Annotated in this window: 12 protein-coding genes; 7 read left to right on the top strand and 5 right to left on the bottom strand. The window is 67.2% G+C overall.

Annotated elements, in window-relative coordinates:
* Nucleotides 1–99 precede the first annotated feature (99 nt).
* Complete coding sequence (gene pyrC / locus AC1DIN_RS24515) at nt 100–1,401, bottom strand: dihydroorotase (protein WP_476811643.1); 1,302 nt, start codon at nt 1,399–1,401, stop codon at nt 100–102.
* A gap of 17 nt (nt 1,402–1,418) precedes the next feature.
* Nucleotides 1,419–2,363, bottom strand: coding sequence for an aspartate carbamoyltransferase catalytic subunit (locus tag AC1DIN_RS24520; protein ID WP_476811644.1), 945 nt, complete (start codon nt 2,361–2,363; stop codon nt 1,419–1,421).
* Nucleotides 2,364–2,520: 157 nt separating this feature from the next.
* Between AC1DIN_RS24520 and AC1DIN_RS24525 the strand changes: the two genes are divergently transcribed.
* Nucleotides 2,521–3,657, top strand: a complete 1,137-nt coding sequence (locus AC1DIN_RS24525) for a serine hydrolase domain-containing protein (protein WP_476811645.1) — start codon at nt 2,521–2,523, stop codon at nt 3,655–3,657.
* A 28-nt stretch (nt 3,658–3,685) separates the two neighbouring features.
* Here AC1DIN_RS24525 and panB read toward each other — a convergent pair whose 3' ends face one another.
* A complete protein-coding gene (panB, locus tag AC1DIN_RS24530; protein ID WP_476811646.1) occupies nt 3,686–4,504 on the bottom strand; it encodes a 3-methyl-2-oxobutanoate hydroxymethyltransferase in 819 nt (272 codons plus the stop codon).
* Between the two features lie 209 nt (nt 4,505–4,713).
* Between panB and topA the strand changes: the two genes are divergently transcribed.
* On the top strand, nt 4,714–7,380 hold the full coding sequence (topA, locus tag AC1DIN_RS24535) for a type I DNA topoisomerase (protein ID WP_476811647.1): 2,667 nt from the start codon (nt 4,714–4,716) through the stop codon (nt 7,378–7,380).
* A 198-nt stretch (nt 7,381–7,578) separates the two neighbouring features.
* The gene (locus AC1DIN_RS24540; RefSeq protein WP_441472083.1) at nt 7,579–8,049 is read left to right on the top strand and encodes an aminoacyl-tRNA deacylase; all 471 of its coding nucleotides are present in this window, start codon (nt 7,579–7,581) and stop codon (nt 8,047–8,049) included.
* Nucleotides 8,050–8,192: 143 nt separating this feature from the next.
* Here the strand turns inward: AC1DIN_RS24540 and AC1DIN_RS24545 are convergent, their stop codons facing one another.
* Nucleotides 8,193–9,278 carry a DUF2778 domain-containing protein gene (locus tag AC1DIN_RS24545; protein WP_441472082.1) on the bottom strand — a complete coding sequence of 362 codons (1,086 nt, stop codon included), beginning with the start codon at nt 9,276–9,278 and terminating at the stop codon, nt 8,193–8,195.
* A 458-nt stretch (nt 9,279–9,736) separates the two neighbouring features.
* Here AC1DIN_RS24545 and AC1DIN_RS24550 point away from each other — a divergent pair, with 458 nt between their 5' ends.
* A complete protein-coding gene (locus AC1DIN_RS24550; RefSeq protein ID WP_441472081.1) occupies nt 9,737–10,996 on the top strand; it encodes an MFS transporter in 1,260 nt (419 codons plus the stop codon).
* A gap of 157 nt (nt 10,997–11,153) precedes the next feature.
* Here AC1DIN_RS24550 and AC1DIN_RS24555 read toward each other — a convergent pair whose 3' ends face one another.
* Nucleotides 11,154–13,478 (bottom strand): bifunctional salicylyl-CoA 5-hydroxylase/oxidoreductase, encoded by a 2,325-nt coding sequence (locus AC1DIN_RS24555; RefSeq protein WP_476811648.1) that lies wholly within the window; start codon nt 13,476–13,478, stop codon nt 11,154–11,156.
* A 235-nt stretch (nt 13,479–13,713) separates the two neighbouring features.
* Here AC1DIN_RS24555 and AC1DIN_RS24560 point away from each other — a divergent pair, with 235 nt between their 5' ends.
* From AC1DIN_RS24560 to AC1DIN_RS24570, 3 genes are read left to right on the top strand one after another with little or no spacing between them, the layout of a single operon-like run.
* Entirely contained in the window at nt 13,714–14,469 is a 756-nt protein-coding gene (locus tag AC1DIN_RS24560; protein WP_476811649.1) for an SDR family NAD(P)-dependent oxidoreductase, read from the top strand.
* Between the two features lies 1 nt (nt 14,470).
* Nucleotides 14,471–15,019, top strand: coding sequence for a MarR family winged helix-turn-helix transcriptional regulator (locus AC1DIN_RS24565; protein ID WP_441472078.1), 549 nt, complete (start codon nt 14,471–14,473; stop codon nt 15,017–15,019).
* Nucleotides 15,019–15,852 (top strand): enoyl-CoA hydratase family protein, encoded by an 834-nt coding sequence (locus AC1DIN_RS24570; protein ID WP_476811650.1) that lies wholly within the window; start codon nt 15,019–15,021, stop codon nt 15,850–15,852. Before AC1DIN_RS24565 ends, AC1DIN_RS24570 begins: the two co-directional genes overlap by 1 nt.

The raw sequence follows: 15,852 nt of genomic DNA on the forward strand, positions 1-15,852 counted from the left end.
GAACATCGGACCGAAAAGTGGAATCCACTTTTCGGGCAAATCCGATGCTACGGCAAAGAGATAGATTGCCACTTTGAGTCCGGAAGGACGCGCGGCGATCTAGCCCGGCTCGCCCTCATACACCACCCGCCCGGCGACGATCGTCGCGGCTACGATGCCTTCCAGGCGAGCCTCGTCGAAGGGCGAGTTCTTGGCGCGCGACTTGAGCTTGCGCTTGTCGACGACGAACGGCGCCTCGGGGTCGAACAGGACGAGGTCGGCAGGAGCACCCGGAGCAAGCCGGCCCGATGGCAGGCCGAGCAAGGCGGCCGGCCGCGCCGACAGGGCGGCGAGAAGCTGGGGCAGCCCGATATGGCCCGCCTGCACCAGCCGCTGCGCGGCCGAAAGCATGGTCTCGATGCCGAGCGCGCCGTCCGCTGCCTCGGCGAAGGGCTGGCGCTTGGTCTCGACGTCCTGCGGATCATGGTCGGAGACGACAGCGTCGATCACGCCTTCGGCGAGCGCGGCGACCAGAGCGAGGCGATCATCCTCGCGGCGAAGCGGCGGCGAGACCTTGCAGAAGGTCCGGTAGTCGCCGACGTCGTTCTCGTTGAGGGTGAGATTGTTGATGGAGACGCCGCAGGTGATGCGGGCGCCGTCCTGCTTGGCGCGGCGTACGAGTTCAGCCGATTCCGCGCAGGAGATCATCGCGGCGTGATAGCGGGCGCCGGTGGCGCGGGCGAGGCGGATGTCGCGTTCCAGCATCACCGTCTCGGCCTCGAGCGGGATGCCGGGCAGGCCCTTGCGACTGGCGAATTCGCCCTCGTTCATCACGCCGGAACCGCGCAGTTCCGGGTCCTCGACATGGTTCATGATCAGCGCGTCGAAGTTGCGGGCGTAGATCATGGCGCGGCGCATCACCTGCGGGTTGCGCAAGGCCCTGGCGCCGTCGCCGAACGCGACCGCTCCGGCCTCTAGAAGCAGGCCGAATTCGGTGATCTCCCGGCCTTCCAGCCCCTTGGTCAAGGCGGCGCAGGGCAGCACGTTGACGATCGCCTTGTCGCGGGCACGGCGCTTCAGGAAGTCGATGATGGCGGGATCGTCGATCGGCGGGTCCGTATCCGGCCGGCAGACGATGGTGGTGACGCCGCCCGCGGCAGCCGCCTGCGAGCCCGAGCCGAGCGTCTCGCGGAATTCGGCGCCGGGCTCGCCGAGGAAAGCGCGCAGGTCGATCAGGCCCGGCGTCAGCACCTGCCCCTTCGCGTCGATGCGGCGCACGCCCTCGCCCGTCGCGGGGTCAGCCCCCCATGCGACCGAGGCGACGGCGCCGCCGCTCAGCAAGACGGAACCCTTGCCCTCGCGCCCGGACGCCGGGTCGATGAGGAGCGCGTTGACGATCGCGATATCCTGCGTTTCAGCCATGTTCGGTCCCGCCACGCTCAGATATTCGGCAGATGCTGGGCGAGGGCATCGAGCACGGCCATGCGGACGGCAACACCCATCTCGACCTGCTCGCGGATCAGCGACTGCGCGCCATCAGCCACTTCCGACGAGATCTCGACGCCGCGGTTCATCGGTCCCGGATGCATCACCAGCGCATCGGGCGCGGCGCGCTCGAGCTTCTCGCGATCGAGGCCGTAATAGCGGAAATACTCCTTCGAGGATGGCACGAAGGCACCGTGCATCCGCTCGAGCTGCAGACGCAGCATCATCACGATATCAGCGCCTTCGAGCCCTTTGCTCATATCGGTATAGAGCTCGACGCCCATGCGCTCGATGCCCGCCGGCATCAGGGTGGAAGGCGCGATCAGCCTCACCTTGGCGCCGAGCGCGTTGAGCAGGATGATGTTGGAGCGGGCGACGCGCGAATGCAGGATGTCGCCGCAGATCGCCACGGTCAGCCCCTGGATGCGGCCCTTGTTGCGGCGGATCGTCAGTGCGTCGAGCAGCGCCTGCGTCGGGTGCTCGTGAGCGCCGTCACCGGCATTGACCACCGAGCAGCTCACCTTGCGGGCGAGCAGGTTGACCGCGCCGGCAGCGTGGTGCCGCACCACGATGATGTCCGGCCGCATCGCGTTGAGGGTCGCGGCAGTGTCGATCAGCGTCTCGCCCTTCTTCACCGAGGACGACGCGACGGACATGTTCATCACGTCGGCGCCCAGTCGCTTTCCCGCAAGCTCGAAGGAGGCCTGCGTGCGGGTCGAGGGCTCGAAGAACAGGTTGATCTGGGTGCGGCCGCGCAGCGTCGCCGTCTTCTTCTCGACCTGCCGGGAGAGCGCGACATAGGCCTCGGCCCGGTCCAACAGCCCCTCTATGTCGAGATGGGACAACCCCTCGATGCCGAGCAGGTGGCGGTGCGGATAGAGCGGGGCTGGCGATGTCATTTGAAGGTCGCTGTTTAGGCGCGACTCGCCCCCGGCGCAAGCCGCCCGAATAGAGAAAGGCAGTCATGCCGTGTGCAGCGGTGGAGCTTGCTTCCGATTGGCGCTAGGTCAGATGCCTCGCCGTTCGCTCCCCACGTTTTGCCGAAGGGATCAAGCCTTGTCCGCCTCCACGACCGCCTTTGTTCCAGCGTCTCACGGCATCGAATGGGAAGCCCTCCCCCCGGCCGAGGCCGGCCTCGACGTCAGCAGGCTCGCGGCAGCGGTCGCCTTTGCCCAGGATCACGAAAGCCCCTGGCCCCGCAGCCTCTACTATCCGGACGGCAGCTATGTCGGAAATGTCGAGTGGAATGAGACGGGTCCCTGGACGGAGATCGTCGGGCCGGTCCGCGAGCGCGGCGGCCCGGCTGGGCTCATCCTGAAGGGTGGGCGCATCGTTGCCGAATGGGGCGACACCAGCCGCACCGACATGACCTTCTCGATCGCCAAGAGCTATCTGTCCGTACTCGCCGGCATCGCCTTCGACGATGGGCTGATCCGGGACGTCGAGGAGCCGGTCGGCAAGAGCGTCGACGATTCCGCCTTCGCTGGCCCCCACAATGGCGCCATCACCTGGCGCCATCTGCTGCAGCAGTCGAGCGAATGGCAGGGCGAGCTATTCGGCAAGTCCGACCAGGTCGATCACAACCGCCAGATCGGCCCCGGTGCCGACAACAGCCGCAAGGGCCAGCGCCGCGAACTGCGCGAGCCCGGCAGCTTTTACGAATACAACGACGTGCGGGTGAACGTGCTGAGCTACGCCCTGCTCCAGCGCTTCCGCCGGCCGCTGCCGGAGGTGCTGCGCGAGCGGATCATGGACCCGATCGGCGCCTCGCCGGACTGGCAGTGGCAGGGCTACAGCACATCCACCGTCACGATCGACGGACGCGAGATCCAGTCGGTGCCTGGAGGCGGGCATTGGGGCGGCGGGCTCTACATCGGCGCACGCGACCATGCCCGCTTCGGGCTGCTGATCGGCCGCAAGGGCGCGTGGAACGGCCGCCAGCTCCTTTCGCAGGCCTGGGTCGAGCGGATGCTGAGCCCCTCCCCGACGCTGGGCAATTACGGCTATCTCTGGTGGCTGGCGCGCGGCCCGGCCGCGCGACCGGGGGTTCCCGAGACCGCCTTCTCGGCGCTCGGCGCCGGCAGCAACGTGATCTGGGTCGAGCCCGAGCGCGACATCGTCGCCGTGCTGCGCTGGATCAACGGAGCTTCGACCGAAGGCTTCATCGACCGCCTGCTGGCGGCGCAAAGCTGAGAGCGCGCCGCGTTCGCCTGGTTCGCGCTCAATCCTTCACCGAATAGACGTGTTCGGGCCCCGGAAAGCGCCGGGCCCGAACCTCGGCAGCGTAATCCGCCACGGCCTTGTCGACATCCTCGGCAAGGCTGCCGAAGAGCTTGACGAATTTCGGCACGCGCCCGGTCAGGCCGAGCATGTCGTCGAGCACGAGCACCTGGCCGTCGCAGGCGGCGGAGGCTCCGATGCCGATGGTAGGGATCGCGATTCTGGCCGCTATTTCGGCCGCAAGCGGCTCGGCCACCGCTTCCAGCACCACGGCGAAGGCGCCGGCTTCCGTCACCGCCGCGGCATCGGCGGCAATCGCCGGCCACTCGGCCCGGCTGCGCCCCTGCGCCTTGAAGCCGCCGAGCACGTTGACCGCCTGCGGAGTCAGCCCAACATGGGCCATCACGGGGATGCCGCGCTCCACCAGGAAGGCGATGGTCTTCGCCATGCGCTGCCCGCCTTCGAGCTTCACCGCGCCACAGCCGGTCTCCCGCATGACGCGGGCTGCGTTACGGAAAGCCTGCTCCGGGCTTTCCTCATAGCTGCCGAACGGCATGTCGACGACGACCAGTGCGCGCTGCGAGCCGCGCATCACCGCCTGTCCGTGCAGGATCATCATCTCCAGCGTGACCGGCACGGTGCTGTCGAGGCCATGTACGACCATGCCGAGCGAATCCCCGACCAGCAGGAAATCGCAATGGCGATCGGCCAGCGCCGCCATCGGCGCCGTATAGGCGGTCAGGGAGACGATCGGCTCCGCCCCCTTGCGGTTGCGGATGTCCAACGCCGTCCGGCGCCTGATCTGTGCTTGCGAAGACACGCTCGCCTCCCCATTTCGTAGCCCAAGCCGGAGAATGGCCCTAAACGGTCCCGTGCAACACGCAAAGCGCAATCGCCGTTTGACACGGCCCGCCCGCTGAACCACTTTCGCGCGCATCATCCGAACCGCAGCGGTCTTGCGGGTCGCGGAACCGTCCGTTAGGGCCGGCTCCGCGCTCTGATCAGAGCCGTTATCGAGACACGAAAATCATGAAGCTCCTCGTCGTCGAGTCGCCGGCCAAGGCCAAGACGATCAATAAATATCTCGGCTCCGACTACGAGGTCATCGCCTCGTTCGGGCATATCCGCGACCTGCCGGCCAAGGACGGCTCGGTCGAGCCCGACAACGATTTCGCCATGAAATGGGAAATCGAGGGCCGCGGCGCCAAGCAGGTCTCCGAGATCGCGCGCGCCGTGAAGGGCGCCGAGAAGCTCATCCTCGCCACCGACCCGGATCGCGAGGGCGAGGCCATCTCCTGGCACGTGCTGGAGGCGCTCAATCAGAAGAAGGTGCTGAAGGGCATCCCGGTCGAGCGCGTCACCTTCAACGCCGTCACCAAGGACGCAGTGCAGAAGGCATTGGCCAATCCGCGCGCCATCGACCAGGCGCTGGTCGATGCCTATCTGGCACGCCGCGCGCTCGACTATCTCGTCGGCTTCACCCTTTCGCCGGTGCTCTGGCGCAAGCTGCCGGGCGCCCGTTCGGCCGGCCGCGTGCAGTCGGTGGCCCTGCGCCTCGTCTGCGACCGCGAGCGTGAGATCGAGGCCTTCCGGGCGCGCGAATACTGGTCCCTGGTGGCGACGCTCGCCACAGAATCCGGCCAGACCTTCGAAGCCCGGCTCGTCGGCGCCGACGGCAAGAAGATCGCCCGGCTCGACATCGGCAACGCCGAGGAGGCCAAGGCCTTCAAGGAAGCGCTGGAAACGGCTCTCTTCACCGTGAGCGAGGTCGAGGCCAAGCCGGTCAAGCGCCACCCCTACCCGCCCTTCCAGACCTCGACGCTGCAGCAGGAGGCCTCGCGCAAGCTCGGCCTGGCTCCAGCGCGGACGATGCAGCTCGCCCAGCGCCTCTACGAAGGCGTCGACATCGGCGGCGAGACGGTCGGCCTCATCACCTATATGCGAACCGACGGCGTCGACATGGACGGGTCGGCCATCGCCGCCGCCCGCCGCGTCATCGGCAAGGAATTCGGCGACCGCTACGTGCCCAACGTGCCCCGCAAGTACACGGTCAAGGCCAAGAACGCGCAGGAGGCCCACGAGGCGATCCGCCCGACCGATCTCGGCCGGCTGCCGGCGATGGTCGCGCGCCAGCTCGAACCCGAGCAGGCGAAGCTCTACGAGCTGATCTGGAAGCGCACCATCGCGAGCCAGATGGAATCCGCCGAGATGGAGCGCACCACGGTCGACATCGCGGCGAAGGTCGGCGCGCGCCATCTCGATCTGCGCGCCACCGGACAGGTCGTCCTCTTCGACGGCTTCCTGACGCTCTATCAGGAGAGTCGCGACGACGAGGAAGACGAGGACTCCAAGAAGCTGCCGGCGATGAAGGCGGGCGACAAGCTGGAGAAGCGCGCCATCGCCGCCGACCAGCATTTCACCGAGCCGCCGCCGCGCTTCTCGGAAGCCAGCCTCGTCAAGCGCATGGAAGAGCTCGGCATCGGCCGGCCATCGACCTATGCCGCGACCCTCTCGACCCTGCGCGACCGCGAATATGTCCGCATCGAGAAGAAGCGCCTCGTGCCCGAGGACAAGGGCATGCTGGTGACGGCGTTCCTGGAGAGCTTCTTCAAGCGCTATGTCGAGTTCGACTTCACCGCGAACCTCGAGGAAAACCTCGACCGCGTCTCCAACGCCGAGATCGACTGGAAGGCGCTGCTGCGCCAGTTCTGGGAAGAGTTCACCGCCTCCATCGGCGAGACCAAGGACCTGCGCGTCGGCGACGTGCTGGAGGCGCTGAACGGCATCCTCGGTGACTATATCTTCCCGCAGAAGGCCGATGGCTCCGATCCGCGCGTCTGCCCAAATTGCGGCAACGGCCAGCTCTCGCTCAAGCTCGGCAAGTTCGGCGCCTTCGTCGGCTGCTCGAACTATCCCGAATGCCGTTACACCCGTCCGCTCTCCGTCCCCGCGGCTGAGGGAGAGGCTTCCGCCGAGGGCGGCCAGGGCACGCCCGGCGTGCGCGTGCTCGGCACCGATCCGGTGACCGGCCTCGAAGTGACGCTGCGCGACGGCCGCTTCGGCCCCTATATCCAGCTCGGCGAGGGCGAGAAGCCGAAGCGCTCCAGCCTGCCCAAGGGAATGAGCCCGGCCAGCGTGACGCTGGAGAAGGCGCTGGCGCTGCTCGCCCTGCCGCGCGAGGTGGCGAAGCATCCCGAGTCGGGCGAGCCGATCCTGGTCGGCATCGGCCGCTACGGACCTTATGTCCAGCACGGCAAGACCTACGCCAATATCGACAAGGACGACGATGTCCTCGAACTCGGCGGCAACCGCGCCATCGACCTGATCGTCGCCAAGGAGAGCGGCGGAGGTGGCCGGCGCGGTGGCGCGGCGACGCCGGGACGGGCGCTCGGCGAGCATCCGGCCGGCGGCACGCTCGAAGTGAAGGCGGGCAAGTACGGCCCCTATGTCGCCTGGGGCAAGATCTTCGCGACATTGCCCAAGACGATGGCGGCCGAGAGCATCACGCTAGAGCAGGCGATCGAGCTGGCGAACGCCAAGGCCGAGACGAAGGGCGGCGCCAAGGGCAAGGCCAAGGCCGCCGCCGGCGCGAAAGCCAAGGCTCCGGCGAAGAAGGCGGCCGCCAAGAAGGCGCCGGCCGAGAAGGCAGAAAAGGCGCCAGCCAAGAGCAAGGCCAAGGCCAAGGCTGCGGGCTGACCTGCGCCACCGGCGGCGGAGAGCGGAGCCATGCGCCTGGCAACCTGGCTCCTGTTGGGAAGCGGGGCGGTCCTCTGCGTCGCGACTTTCGCGGGCAGGATTTGGCTAAACAGGCTCGCCCGACGCCGTTGACTTCGCCAGCGATGGGAGGAGGATAGCAACACTGATGCGTCACCACGCAAGAGAGGGGCGCCTATCATGACCATCGCCAAAAAGCTCCAAAGCTATATCGACGGCCGAGGCATCGCCTATGACACCGTCGCCCATAATCGCACGGCTACCAGCAGCCAGGCGGCGCAGGCGGCCCATATTCCCGGTAGCAAGCTGGCCAAATCGGTCGTCGTCCATCACGAGACCGGCTATGTCCTCGCTGTCGTGCCGAGCACGCACCGGATCGAGCTCTCGCGCTTGCAGGATGTGATGGAGAGGCGGCTCGGCCTCGCCTCCGAGGACGAGATCGGCTCGCTATTCTCCGATTGCGACATCGGCGCCGTCCCACCGGTCGGGTCGGCCTATGAGGTACCGGTGATCCTCGACAAGAGCCTCGGCGACGCCAAGGAGGTCTATTTCGAAGGCGGCGACCACCGGACATTGGTGCATGTCAGCGGTGCCGACTTCCTCAGCCTGATGAAGGATGCGCGGCTGGCGAGCTTCAGCCACCCATCCTAGATCGCCGCGCATCCTATCGGATGCGATATCGGTGATCGGTCTCGGGATATTTTATCGGCGTAGCGTGAGACGGACGCCCTGCGGCATGCAGCGTTGTGATGAAAACGCGGGTCTCGGCCGGCGGCGGATGCGCCGGCCGGAAGTTAGGCGTTTCCTGCGACCACGACGATGCGCCGCACCTCGCCGCGCAGGAAGGCCTGCAGGAAGCGCTCGTAATCCTTGAAGGAAATGCAGCCGTTCGAATCGCCGCGCGGCCCGAGCAGATAGGTGTGCGCCAGCAGCCCGGCACGGCCATGGATGGCGCCGCTGCCACCGACCGGGTTCAGGCGGATGGCGCGCACGCCGTGGAACAGTGCCTCGCGTTCGGTCAGCGTATAGGTGTGCGGCGGCGTGACGCCCTTCATCCGGACGTGGGCGTAGCTCGGGTCGTCCATCATCTCGCCGAGGCCGGAATGCGCCTCGAGCCGCTCGCCATTGGGCATGTAGACCATCTTGGCGCTGATGTCGTAGATCGCGGTGCCCGCCTCGGCGGTGCGCGGCGGCGTGCCGGCCGAGGGGCTGAGCCGGGCGACGCGGCCGCGGTCGATGACGTCGTCCTGCGGCGCGGCATAGGCCAGCGCCGTGCCTGTCGGCTGTTGCTTCTGCACGCCGAAGAGCTTCTCGAAGAAGCTGCGGTTGTCCTCCGGCGTCGGCGCCGCAGCAGCCGTGCGGTTGCGGCGAGGCGAAGTCGGCTGCGCCACTCGCGGCTGCGGCTGAGGCTGAGGTTCAGCCTTCGGCAGCAGGTCCAAGGGCCGCGGCACCGGCATGGGCATCGGCGCCGCCTTCTCAGCCAGCGTGACCGGTGGCTGCGGCGGCAGAGGTAACACCGGCTCGGCGGCCGCGATGGAGGACGACGACGCGGGCGGCTTCGCCGGCTGGAAGGCGGAACGGGCGGGAGTACCCTGGGCGAAGGACGCGGCCTTGCCGCCGGACAATGCGGGATCGAGCAGGCCGCTATAGGCGGGGGCCGGCTGCGTCGCGGCGCGGCCGGCAGGCGCCTTGCGGGCAGCTGCAGAAGGAACACTACCGGCGTCAGGCGCCGGTGCGCCCTGCCCCAACATCCAGAAGCCGGACATGGCGCCACAACTCAGGGCGGCGGCGAGGAAGAACCCTTTCAGCAAAGGCCGGCGGCGTCGGCGCGAGCGCACATAGGGCACGCCGCCTTCCCGCACATAGGTCGCATAGGTCATCCGCCGCACTCTCGATACGCTTACGCCACGCCCCGCGGCGGACACGGCTTCGCCGCTCGCGCCCCGGTCGAGGGAGGCGCGATGTGCGTTGCGATGTGGCCGAGTATGCCGGGAGAACCCAAACTTCTTTCTGCTTCGATAAGGCGCTGTGTTGGTTAATCGCCGGTGAACCGCATCGATAATTTTGCGGATGAGGAAGCTGCGGTTGTCACGCCGCCGCGGCGCCGCAAGACGATGCAAAGGCGGCGCGATCAAGGCCGCCGGATGGAGGAACGGAGACAAAGATTTTTACCTGGCCGCCGCGATTGGCCCATTTTTTTCGGGCAAGGCTGGCGTGTCAGTCCATTTCTCCCAACCCGGCTCTCGAATCGGATATGTCGCAAGCATCGCAGCCGCAGGGCTTGTCGCCTCGAGAATCTCAGGCCTTCATGGCGGCTGCGCAGGGGGGCGGGACCGACGTGACCGAAGCAGCCACCGAGCCGAGGACGAGCTCTGTCGCGGCGCTGGGTGCCATCGTCAGCGGCGCGCTCATCCTTCAGGTCGCCGCCACGATCGTGAACACGGCGGTGCCGCTGAAGATGGCGCTGGAGCAGAAGGCCCCGCTGCTGATCGGCCTCGTCGGCTCGGCCTATTCCGTCGGCTTCCTCGCCGGCTGCTTCGTCATCCCCGCCTTCATCCGCCGTGTCGGGCATATCCGCGCCTTTGCCGTCTTCGCGGCCTTGCAGGCCGTGCTGACGCTGGGCTTCTCGGTGACGCCGCTCGACGTCTGGGGCATTTCACGGCTGGGGATGGGCTTCGCTGGCGCCGGCCACGCCATCTGCATCGAGAGCTGGATCAGCGGACAGGCCAAGGCCGGCCAGCGCGGCCGCGTCTTCGGCTTCTACCAGATCCTCAACCGCCTCGCCCTGATCGGCTCGCAGATCGGCGTCGGCTACGTCTCGCTGCAGTCGAACGACATCTTCCTGCTGGCGAGCGCCGCCTTCTCGATCGCGCTGATCCCCGTCGGCATGACGAAGGCGAAAGGCCCGGAATCGGGCGAGGTCGTCTCCGTCCGGCTCAACACGATCTGGCAATACGCGCCGGCCTCGGTCATCGGCTGCCTCTATGTCGGCCTGATGGGTGGCGCGCTCACCAATGTCGCACCGGCCTACGGCATCCTGATCGGTCTCGACCAGGCCTGGGCGATCCTGCTCACCGCCGGCATCCAGATCGGCGCACTGGTGCTGCAGTGGCCGCTCGGCCTGCTGGCGGACCGGGTCGAGAGCCGCATCATCATGCTGAGCGCCACGCTTTCGGTGGTGCTCTGCTCGCTGGCGCTGGGCGCAGTGCTCTGGTTAGCCCTGCCCCATGCCCGCTTCTGGCTGTTCGGCCTGTTCGCGCTGATCGGCGCGGGCTCGATGCCGATCTACACGGTCGCCGTCGCCCATGCCTATTTCCGGCTCGGCCGCGAGCGGGCGCTCGGCCTCTCGGCGCAGCTCCTGTTCCTCTGGGCTACAGGCTCCGCCATCGGCCCGCTGGTCTCGACCGCCTTCATGCAGGTGGTCGGACCGAACGGACTGCTCGCCTATCTCGGCCTGCTTTCGGCGGCGGCGGGCGCCTATCTCGCCTTCCGGCTGCGGCGCAACCCGCCTTCGGCCAATCCCTTCGGGGAGCGCCCGGCCACTGCGCCGACCATCCCCGACGTCTCGCCCTCCGGGCGCTCTCAGGGCGGCAAATAGGACAGCGTTCCATCGCCTGGCTGAAACGCGAGTCAATCCGGCCGCAGCGAAGCGGACGGCCGGGTTTCACGCCTGAGCGTGGTTCGGACACGCTCCGGCATGGCTTCCAGGTCAAGCCCGCGATGACGGCGGTTGTTCGGGGGAGGCGGAACGAACGCTACGCCTGGACAGCATGGCGGCTGGGCTTGGCCTTGAGCTTCAGCTCCTGCAGCTCCTCGCGCTCGCGCGGGGTGTTGCGCATGAGCTGGTCCTTGCCGGGCTGGTACTGCACGGGCTGGGCGACATCGACGCCGTACCAGGCCGCCGCACGCAGCACGAAGGACGGATCGGCGAGATGCGGGCGCCCGAGCGCGACCAGATCGGCACGGCCGGCGGCGATGATGGTGTTGACCTGATCGGCCGTGGTGATGTTGCCGACGCACATGGTCGCGACCTCGGCCTCGTTGCGGATGCGGTCCGAGAACGGCGTCTGGAACATGCGGCCATAGATGGGGCGCGATTCCCTCGCGGTCTGGCCGGTCGAGACGTCGACGAGGTCGCAGCCCTCGGCCGCGAAGGCCTCGGCGATCGCGACGGAATCTGCCGCCGACAGACCGCCTTCGACCCAGTCGGTCGCGGAGATGCGCACGGACATCGGCTTCTCACGCGGCCAGGACTCGCGCAGTGCCCGGAAGACCTCCAGCGGGAAGCGCAGCCGGTTCTCGACCGAGCCGCCATAGTCGTCCGTGCGCTTGTTGGTCAGCGGCGAGAGGAAGCTCGCCAGCAGATAGCCATGGGCGCAGTGCAGCTCCAGCATGTCGAAGCCGATACGCTCCCCACGCTCGGCAGCGGAAACGAACTCGGCCGTCACCCGATCCATGTCGGCGCGAGTCATCTCGCGCGGCACCTGGCTCTCCGGGTAGTAGGGCAAGGCTGAGGCGGAGACGATCGGCCAGGCGCCTTCCGACAGCGGCCGGTCCATGCCCTCCCACATCAGCTTGGTCGCTCCCTTGCGCCCGGCATGGCCGAGCTGGAGGCAGATCTTCGCGGCCGAATGACCGTGGACGAAGCCGACGATGCGCTTCCACGCGGCCTCCTGCTCGTCATTCCAGAGGCCGGCGCAGCCGGGGGTGATGCGAGCATCCGGGGCGACGCAGGTCATCTCTGTGAAGATCAGCCCGGGACCGCCGATGGCGCGCGAGCCGTAATGCATCAGATGCCAGTCGCCGGGCATGCCATCCTGCGCGGAATACTGGCACATCGGCGAGACCGTCATGCGGTTCTCGACCCGCATCTCGCGCAGCTTGAAGGGCTGGAAGGCCGGCGGGACGGGCGAGCCGTCCTTGCGCCGCTTCGCCAACGGACCCAGCCCATCCGCGACGAGCCTATCGACGGCTGAGACCATTTCCGGGGCGCGCAGCGCCAGATTGTCGTAGGTGATCGCCTTGGAGCGGGTCATCAGGCCGAAGGCGAAGCGCAACGGCTCGAAATCCCAGAAGCGCCGGAGCTCCTCGAACCAGACGAGCGAGACATCGGCGGCGTGCTGGGTCTTCTCGACCTCCTCGCGGCGCTGCGTCTCGAACAGCTTGAGCCCGGCGGCGACGTCGAGCTTCGCCTGCCCCATCGCCTTGTGCAGCGCGATAGCATCTTCCATCGCGAGCTTGGTGCCGGAGCCAATCGAGAAATGCGCCGTCGCCTTGGCGTCGCCGATCAGCACGACGTTCTCGACGACCCAATGGCGGCAGCGGATCATCGGGAAATTACGCCAGAGCGAGCGGTTGGTGACGAGCCTGTGGCCCTGAAGCTCCTCGGCGAAGACGCCCTCGAGGAAAGCGGCCGACTGCGCCTCATCCATGGCACCGAGCCCGGCCCTCTCGAAGGTCTCCGGGTCGGTCTCCAGCACCCAGGTCGAGCGCCCGGCCTCATACTGGTAGCAATGGGCGATGAAGACCCCGTGCTCGGTCTGCTTGAAGAAGAAGGTGAAGGCGTCGAAGGGGCGGGTCGAGCCCATCCAGGCGAATTTGTTGGGGCGCAGGTCGGTTTCCGGCTGGAAGCGCTCGCGCCAGTTCTCGCGCAGGCGGCTGTTGACGCCATCGGCGGCGACGACCAGGTCGTAGTCACGCTTCAGTGTTTCGACATCGGCGATGTCATCGCCGAAATGCAGGTTGACGCCGAGCTCGCGCGCCCTCGCCTGCACCAGCATCAGCAGCGAGCGACGCGAACAACCGCAGAAGCCGTTGCCGGGCACGCGGTAGCTGTCGCCCTTGAAGTGGATCTCGATGTCGTCCCAGTAGGCGAAGTTGTCGCGGATAGCGGCATAGCTCTCGACATCCGCCGCCTTGAAGGTGTCGAGCGTCTGGTCGGAGAAGACCACGCCGAAGCCGAAGGTGTCGTCCGCCTGGTTGCGCTCGAAGACGTCAACCGAAATCTCCGGCCAATCCCGCTTCATCAGCAGCGCGAAATAGAGCCCTGCCGGCCCTCCGCCAACAACCGCGATACGCATCGACGCCTCCATCAGGGAACCGGCCGATCCGGTCTGGAAAATATTTTAAACCTGAAATGATTTTGAACTCAAGAGCCTTTGACGACCTCAGCGCGAGGCGCCGTTGAAAAAGCCACGCGCTCACATAAGCTACGTGCCGCGCTGCAAAATCTGCGGTCCGTCGACCGGCGAAAGCCAACAGGCTTGCAAATTGATTGAGGTTTAAAATATATTCGAGGACGGAGGTCGAACGGTCATGACTCTGCAGGGACAGCACGCGCTGGTGACGGGGGGTGGACGCGGCATCGGCCGAGCCATCGCCGCCGCACTGACGCAGGCCGGGGCGCGGGTCAGCATCCTCGGCCGTGACGAAGCCGCGCTGCGGGACGCTGTCGCAGCCGGGGCCGCCGCCGATTTCGCCGTCTGCGACGTGCGCGACGAAATCTCGGTTTCGGCCGCTCTGGACCAGCTTTCCCGTGAGCACGCCTTCGACATCGCGATCGCCAATGCCGGCGCGGTCGAGACCGGCCCGTTCATGCGCAGCGACAGCGAGCGCTTCCGCCGCATGGTCGAGATCAACCTGATCGGCACGGTCAACCTGTTCCATGCCGTGCTGCCGGGCATGCTGGAGCGCCATCGCGGGCGGCTGGTCGCCATCGCCTCGACGGCCGGGCATCGCGGCTACCCTTACGTCAGCGCCTATGCGGCTGCGAAGCATGCCGTGATCGGCCTCACCAAGTCGCTGGCGCTGGAAACAGCTCGCAGCGGCGTCACCGTCAACGCCGTCTGCCCCGGCTACGCCGACACCGACATGGTCGCAGGCGGGCTCGATACGATCACGGCCAAGACCGGCAAGAGCCGTGAGCAGGCCCTGGCCGAAATGGTCAAGGACAATCCGCAAGGGCGCCTGATCGCTCCCGAGGAGGTCGCAGCTGCCGTCCTCTATCTATGCGGGCCGGGCAGCGATGCCGTCACCGGCCAGTCGCTTCTGATCAATGGCGGGGAGTTCTGAGATGGAGACGCCCTCCTCCACATTGATGCTCGACCGAGAAACCAAGGCGAGCGAACGCCCCGGCGACCACAAGGACGAGTTGCGCCTGTGGCTGCGGATGCTGACCTGCTCGACGCTGATCGAGACCGAGATCCGCAACAGGCTGCGCGAGGAGTTCAAGACCACCCTGCCGCGCTTCGATCTGATGGCCCAGCTCGACAAGACCGCAGTCGGCATGACGGTCGGCGAAGTCTCGCAGCGGCTGATGGTCTCGAACGGCAACGTCACTGCCGTCGTCGCCGGGCTCGTGACGGACGGGCTCGTCGACAAGCGCTCCGCGCCGCAGGATCGGCGCGTGCAGATCCTCACTCTGACGGCGCAGGGCCGCAAGGCCTTCCGGGCCATGGCCGAGCGCCATGAAAGCTGGATCGCCGAGTTGTTCGCCGGGCTCGACCAGCCCGAGATCGGGCAGCTCTTCCGGCTGCTCGGAGAGACCAAGACCTCGCTGCATCGCGCCATCGCGGGCCGGGCGAAGGACGCAGCCGACGGGGCCGCGAAGGGAGACGCCTGATGACCACCGCCAATGCCACAACCCTGCCGCTGGCGGGCTTCACGCCGCAGCATTTCGCCCTCGCCGTCTCCGGCAAGGTCGCAACGGTGACGCTGAACCGGCCTGAGAAGAAGAATCCGCTGACCTTCGCAAGCTACCGCGAACTCACGGATTTCTTCCTTGCGACGCAGAAGGAAGAAGAGATCAAGGCGATCGTCGTGACGGGTGCCGGCGGCAATTTCTCTTCGGGCGGCGACGTCTTCGAGATCATCGGCCCGCTGGTCGCGATGGAGACCAGGGACCTCCTGAAGTTCACCCGGATGACCGGCGATCTGGTCAAGGCGATGCGGGCCTGCCCGCAGCCGATCGTCGCGGCCATCGACGGCGTCTGCGCCGGCGCCGGCGCCATCGTCGCGATGGCATCCGACCTCAGGCTCGGCACTGCGGGCAGCAAGATCGCCTTCCTGTTCAACCGCGTCGGCCTCGCCGGCTGCGATATGGGCGCCTGCGCGATGCTGCCGCGCATCATCGGCCAGGGTCGTGCCGCAGAACTCCTCTATACCGGCCGCGTCCTCAGGGGCGAGGAAGCCGAGCGCTGGGGCTTCCTCAACCGGCTCTGCGCGCCTGAGGCCGTGCTGGCCGAGGCGCAAGCGCTCGCGACGGAGCTTGCGGACGGGCCGACCTTCGCCAATGCGATGACCAAGCGCATGCTCGAGATGGAATGGGCAATGTCGGTCGAAAGCGCGATCGAGGCGGAAGCCGTGGCGCAGGCGTTGTGCATGCAGACCGAGGATTTCGCCCGCGCCTATCACGCCTTCGCCGAGAAGCGGAAACCGGTCTTCGAGGGCAACTGA

The sequence above is a fragment of the Allobosea sp. 05T438 genome (assembly GCF_056396025.1).

Coding starts and splice junctions, on each gene's coding strand:
- AC1DIN_RS24570 (WP_476811650.1), top strand. CDS start 15,019: ATGACCACCGCCAATGCCACAACCCTGCCGCTGGCGGGCTTCACGCCG.
- AC1DIN_RS24545 (WP_441472082.1), bottom strand. CDS start 9,278: ATGACCTATGCGACCTATGTGCGGGAAGGCGGCGTGCCCTATGTGCGC.
- AC1DIN_RS24540 (WP_441472083.1), top strand. CDS start 7,579: ATGACCATCGCCAAAAAGCTCCAAAGCTATATCGACGGCCGAGGCATC.
- topA (WP_476811647.1), top strand. CDS start 4,714: ATGAAGCTCCTCGTCGTCGAGTCGCCGGCCAAGGCCAAGACGATCAAT.
- AC1DIN_RS24565 (WP_441472078.1), top strand. CDS start 14,471: ATGGAGACGCCCTCCTCCACATTGATGCTCGACCGAGAAACCAAGGCG.
- AC1DIN_RS24560 (WP_476811649.1), top strand. CDS start 13,714: ATGACTCTGCAGGGACAGCACGCGCTGGTGACGGGGGGTGGACGCGGC.
- AC1DIN_RS24555 (WP_476811648.1), bottom strand. CDS start 13,478: ATGCGTATCGCGGTTGTTGGCGGAGGGCCGGCAGGGCTCTATTTCGCG.
- AC1DIN_RS24520 (WP_476811644.1), bottom strand. CDS start 2,363: ATGACATCGCCAGCCCCGCTCTATCCGCACCGCCACCTGCTCGGCATC.
- pyrC (WP_476811643.1), bottom strand. CDS start 1,401: ATGGCTGAAACGCAGGATATCGCGATCGTCAACGCGCTCCTCATCGAC.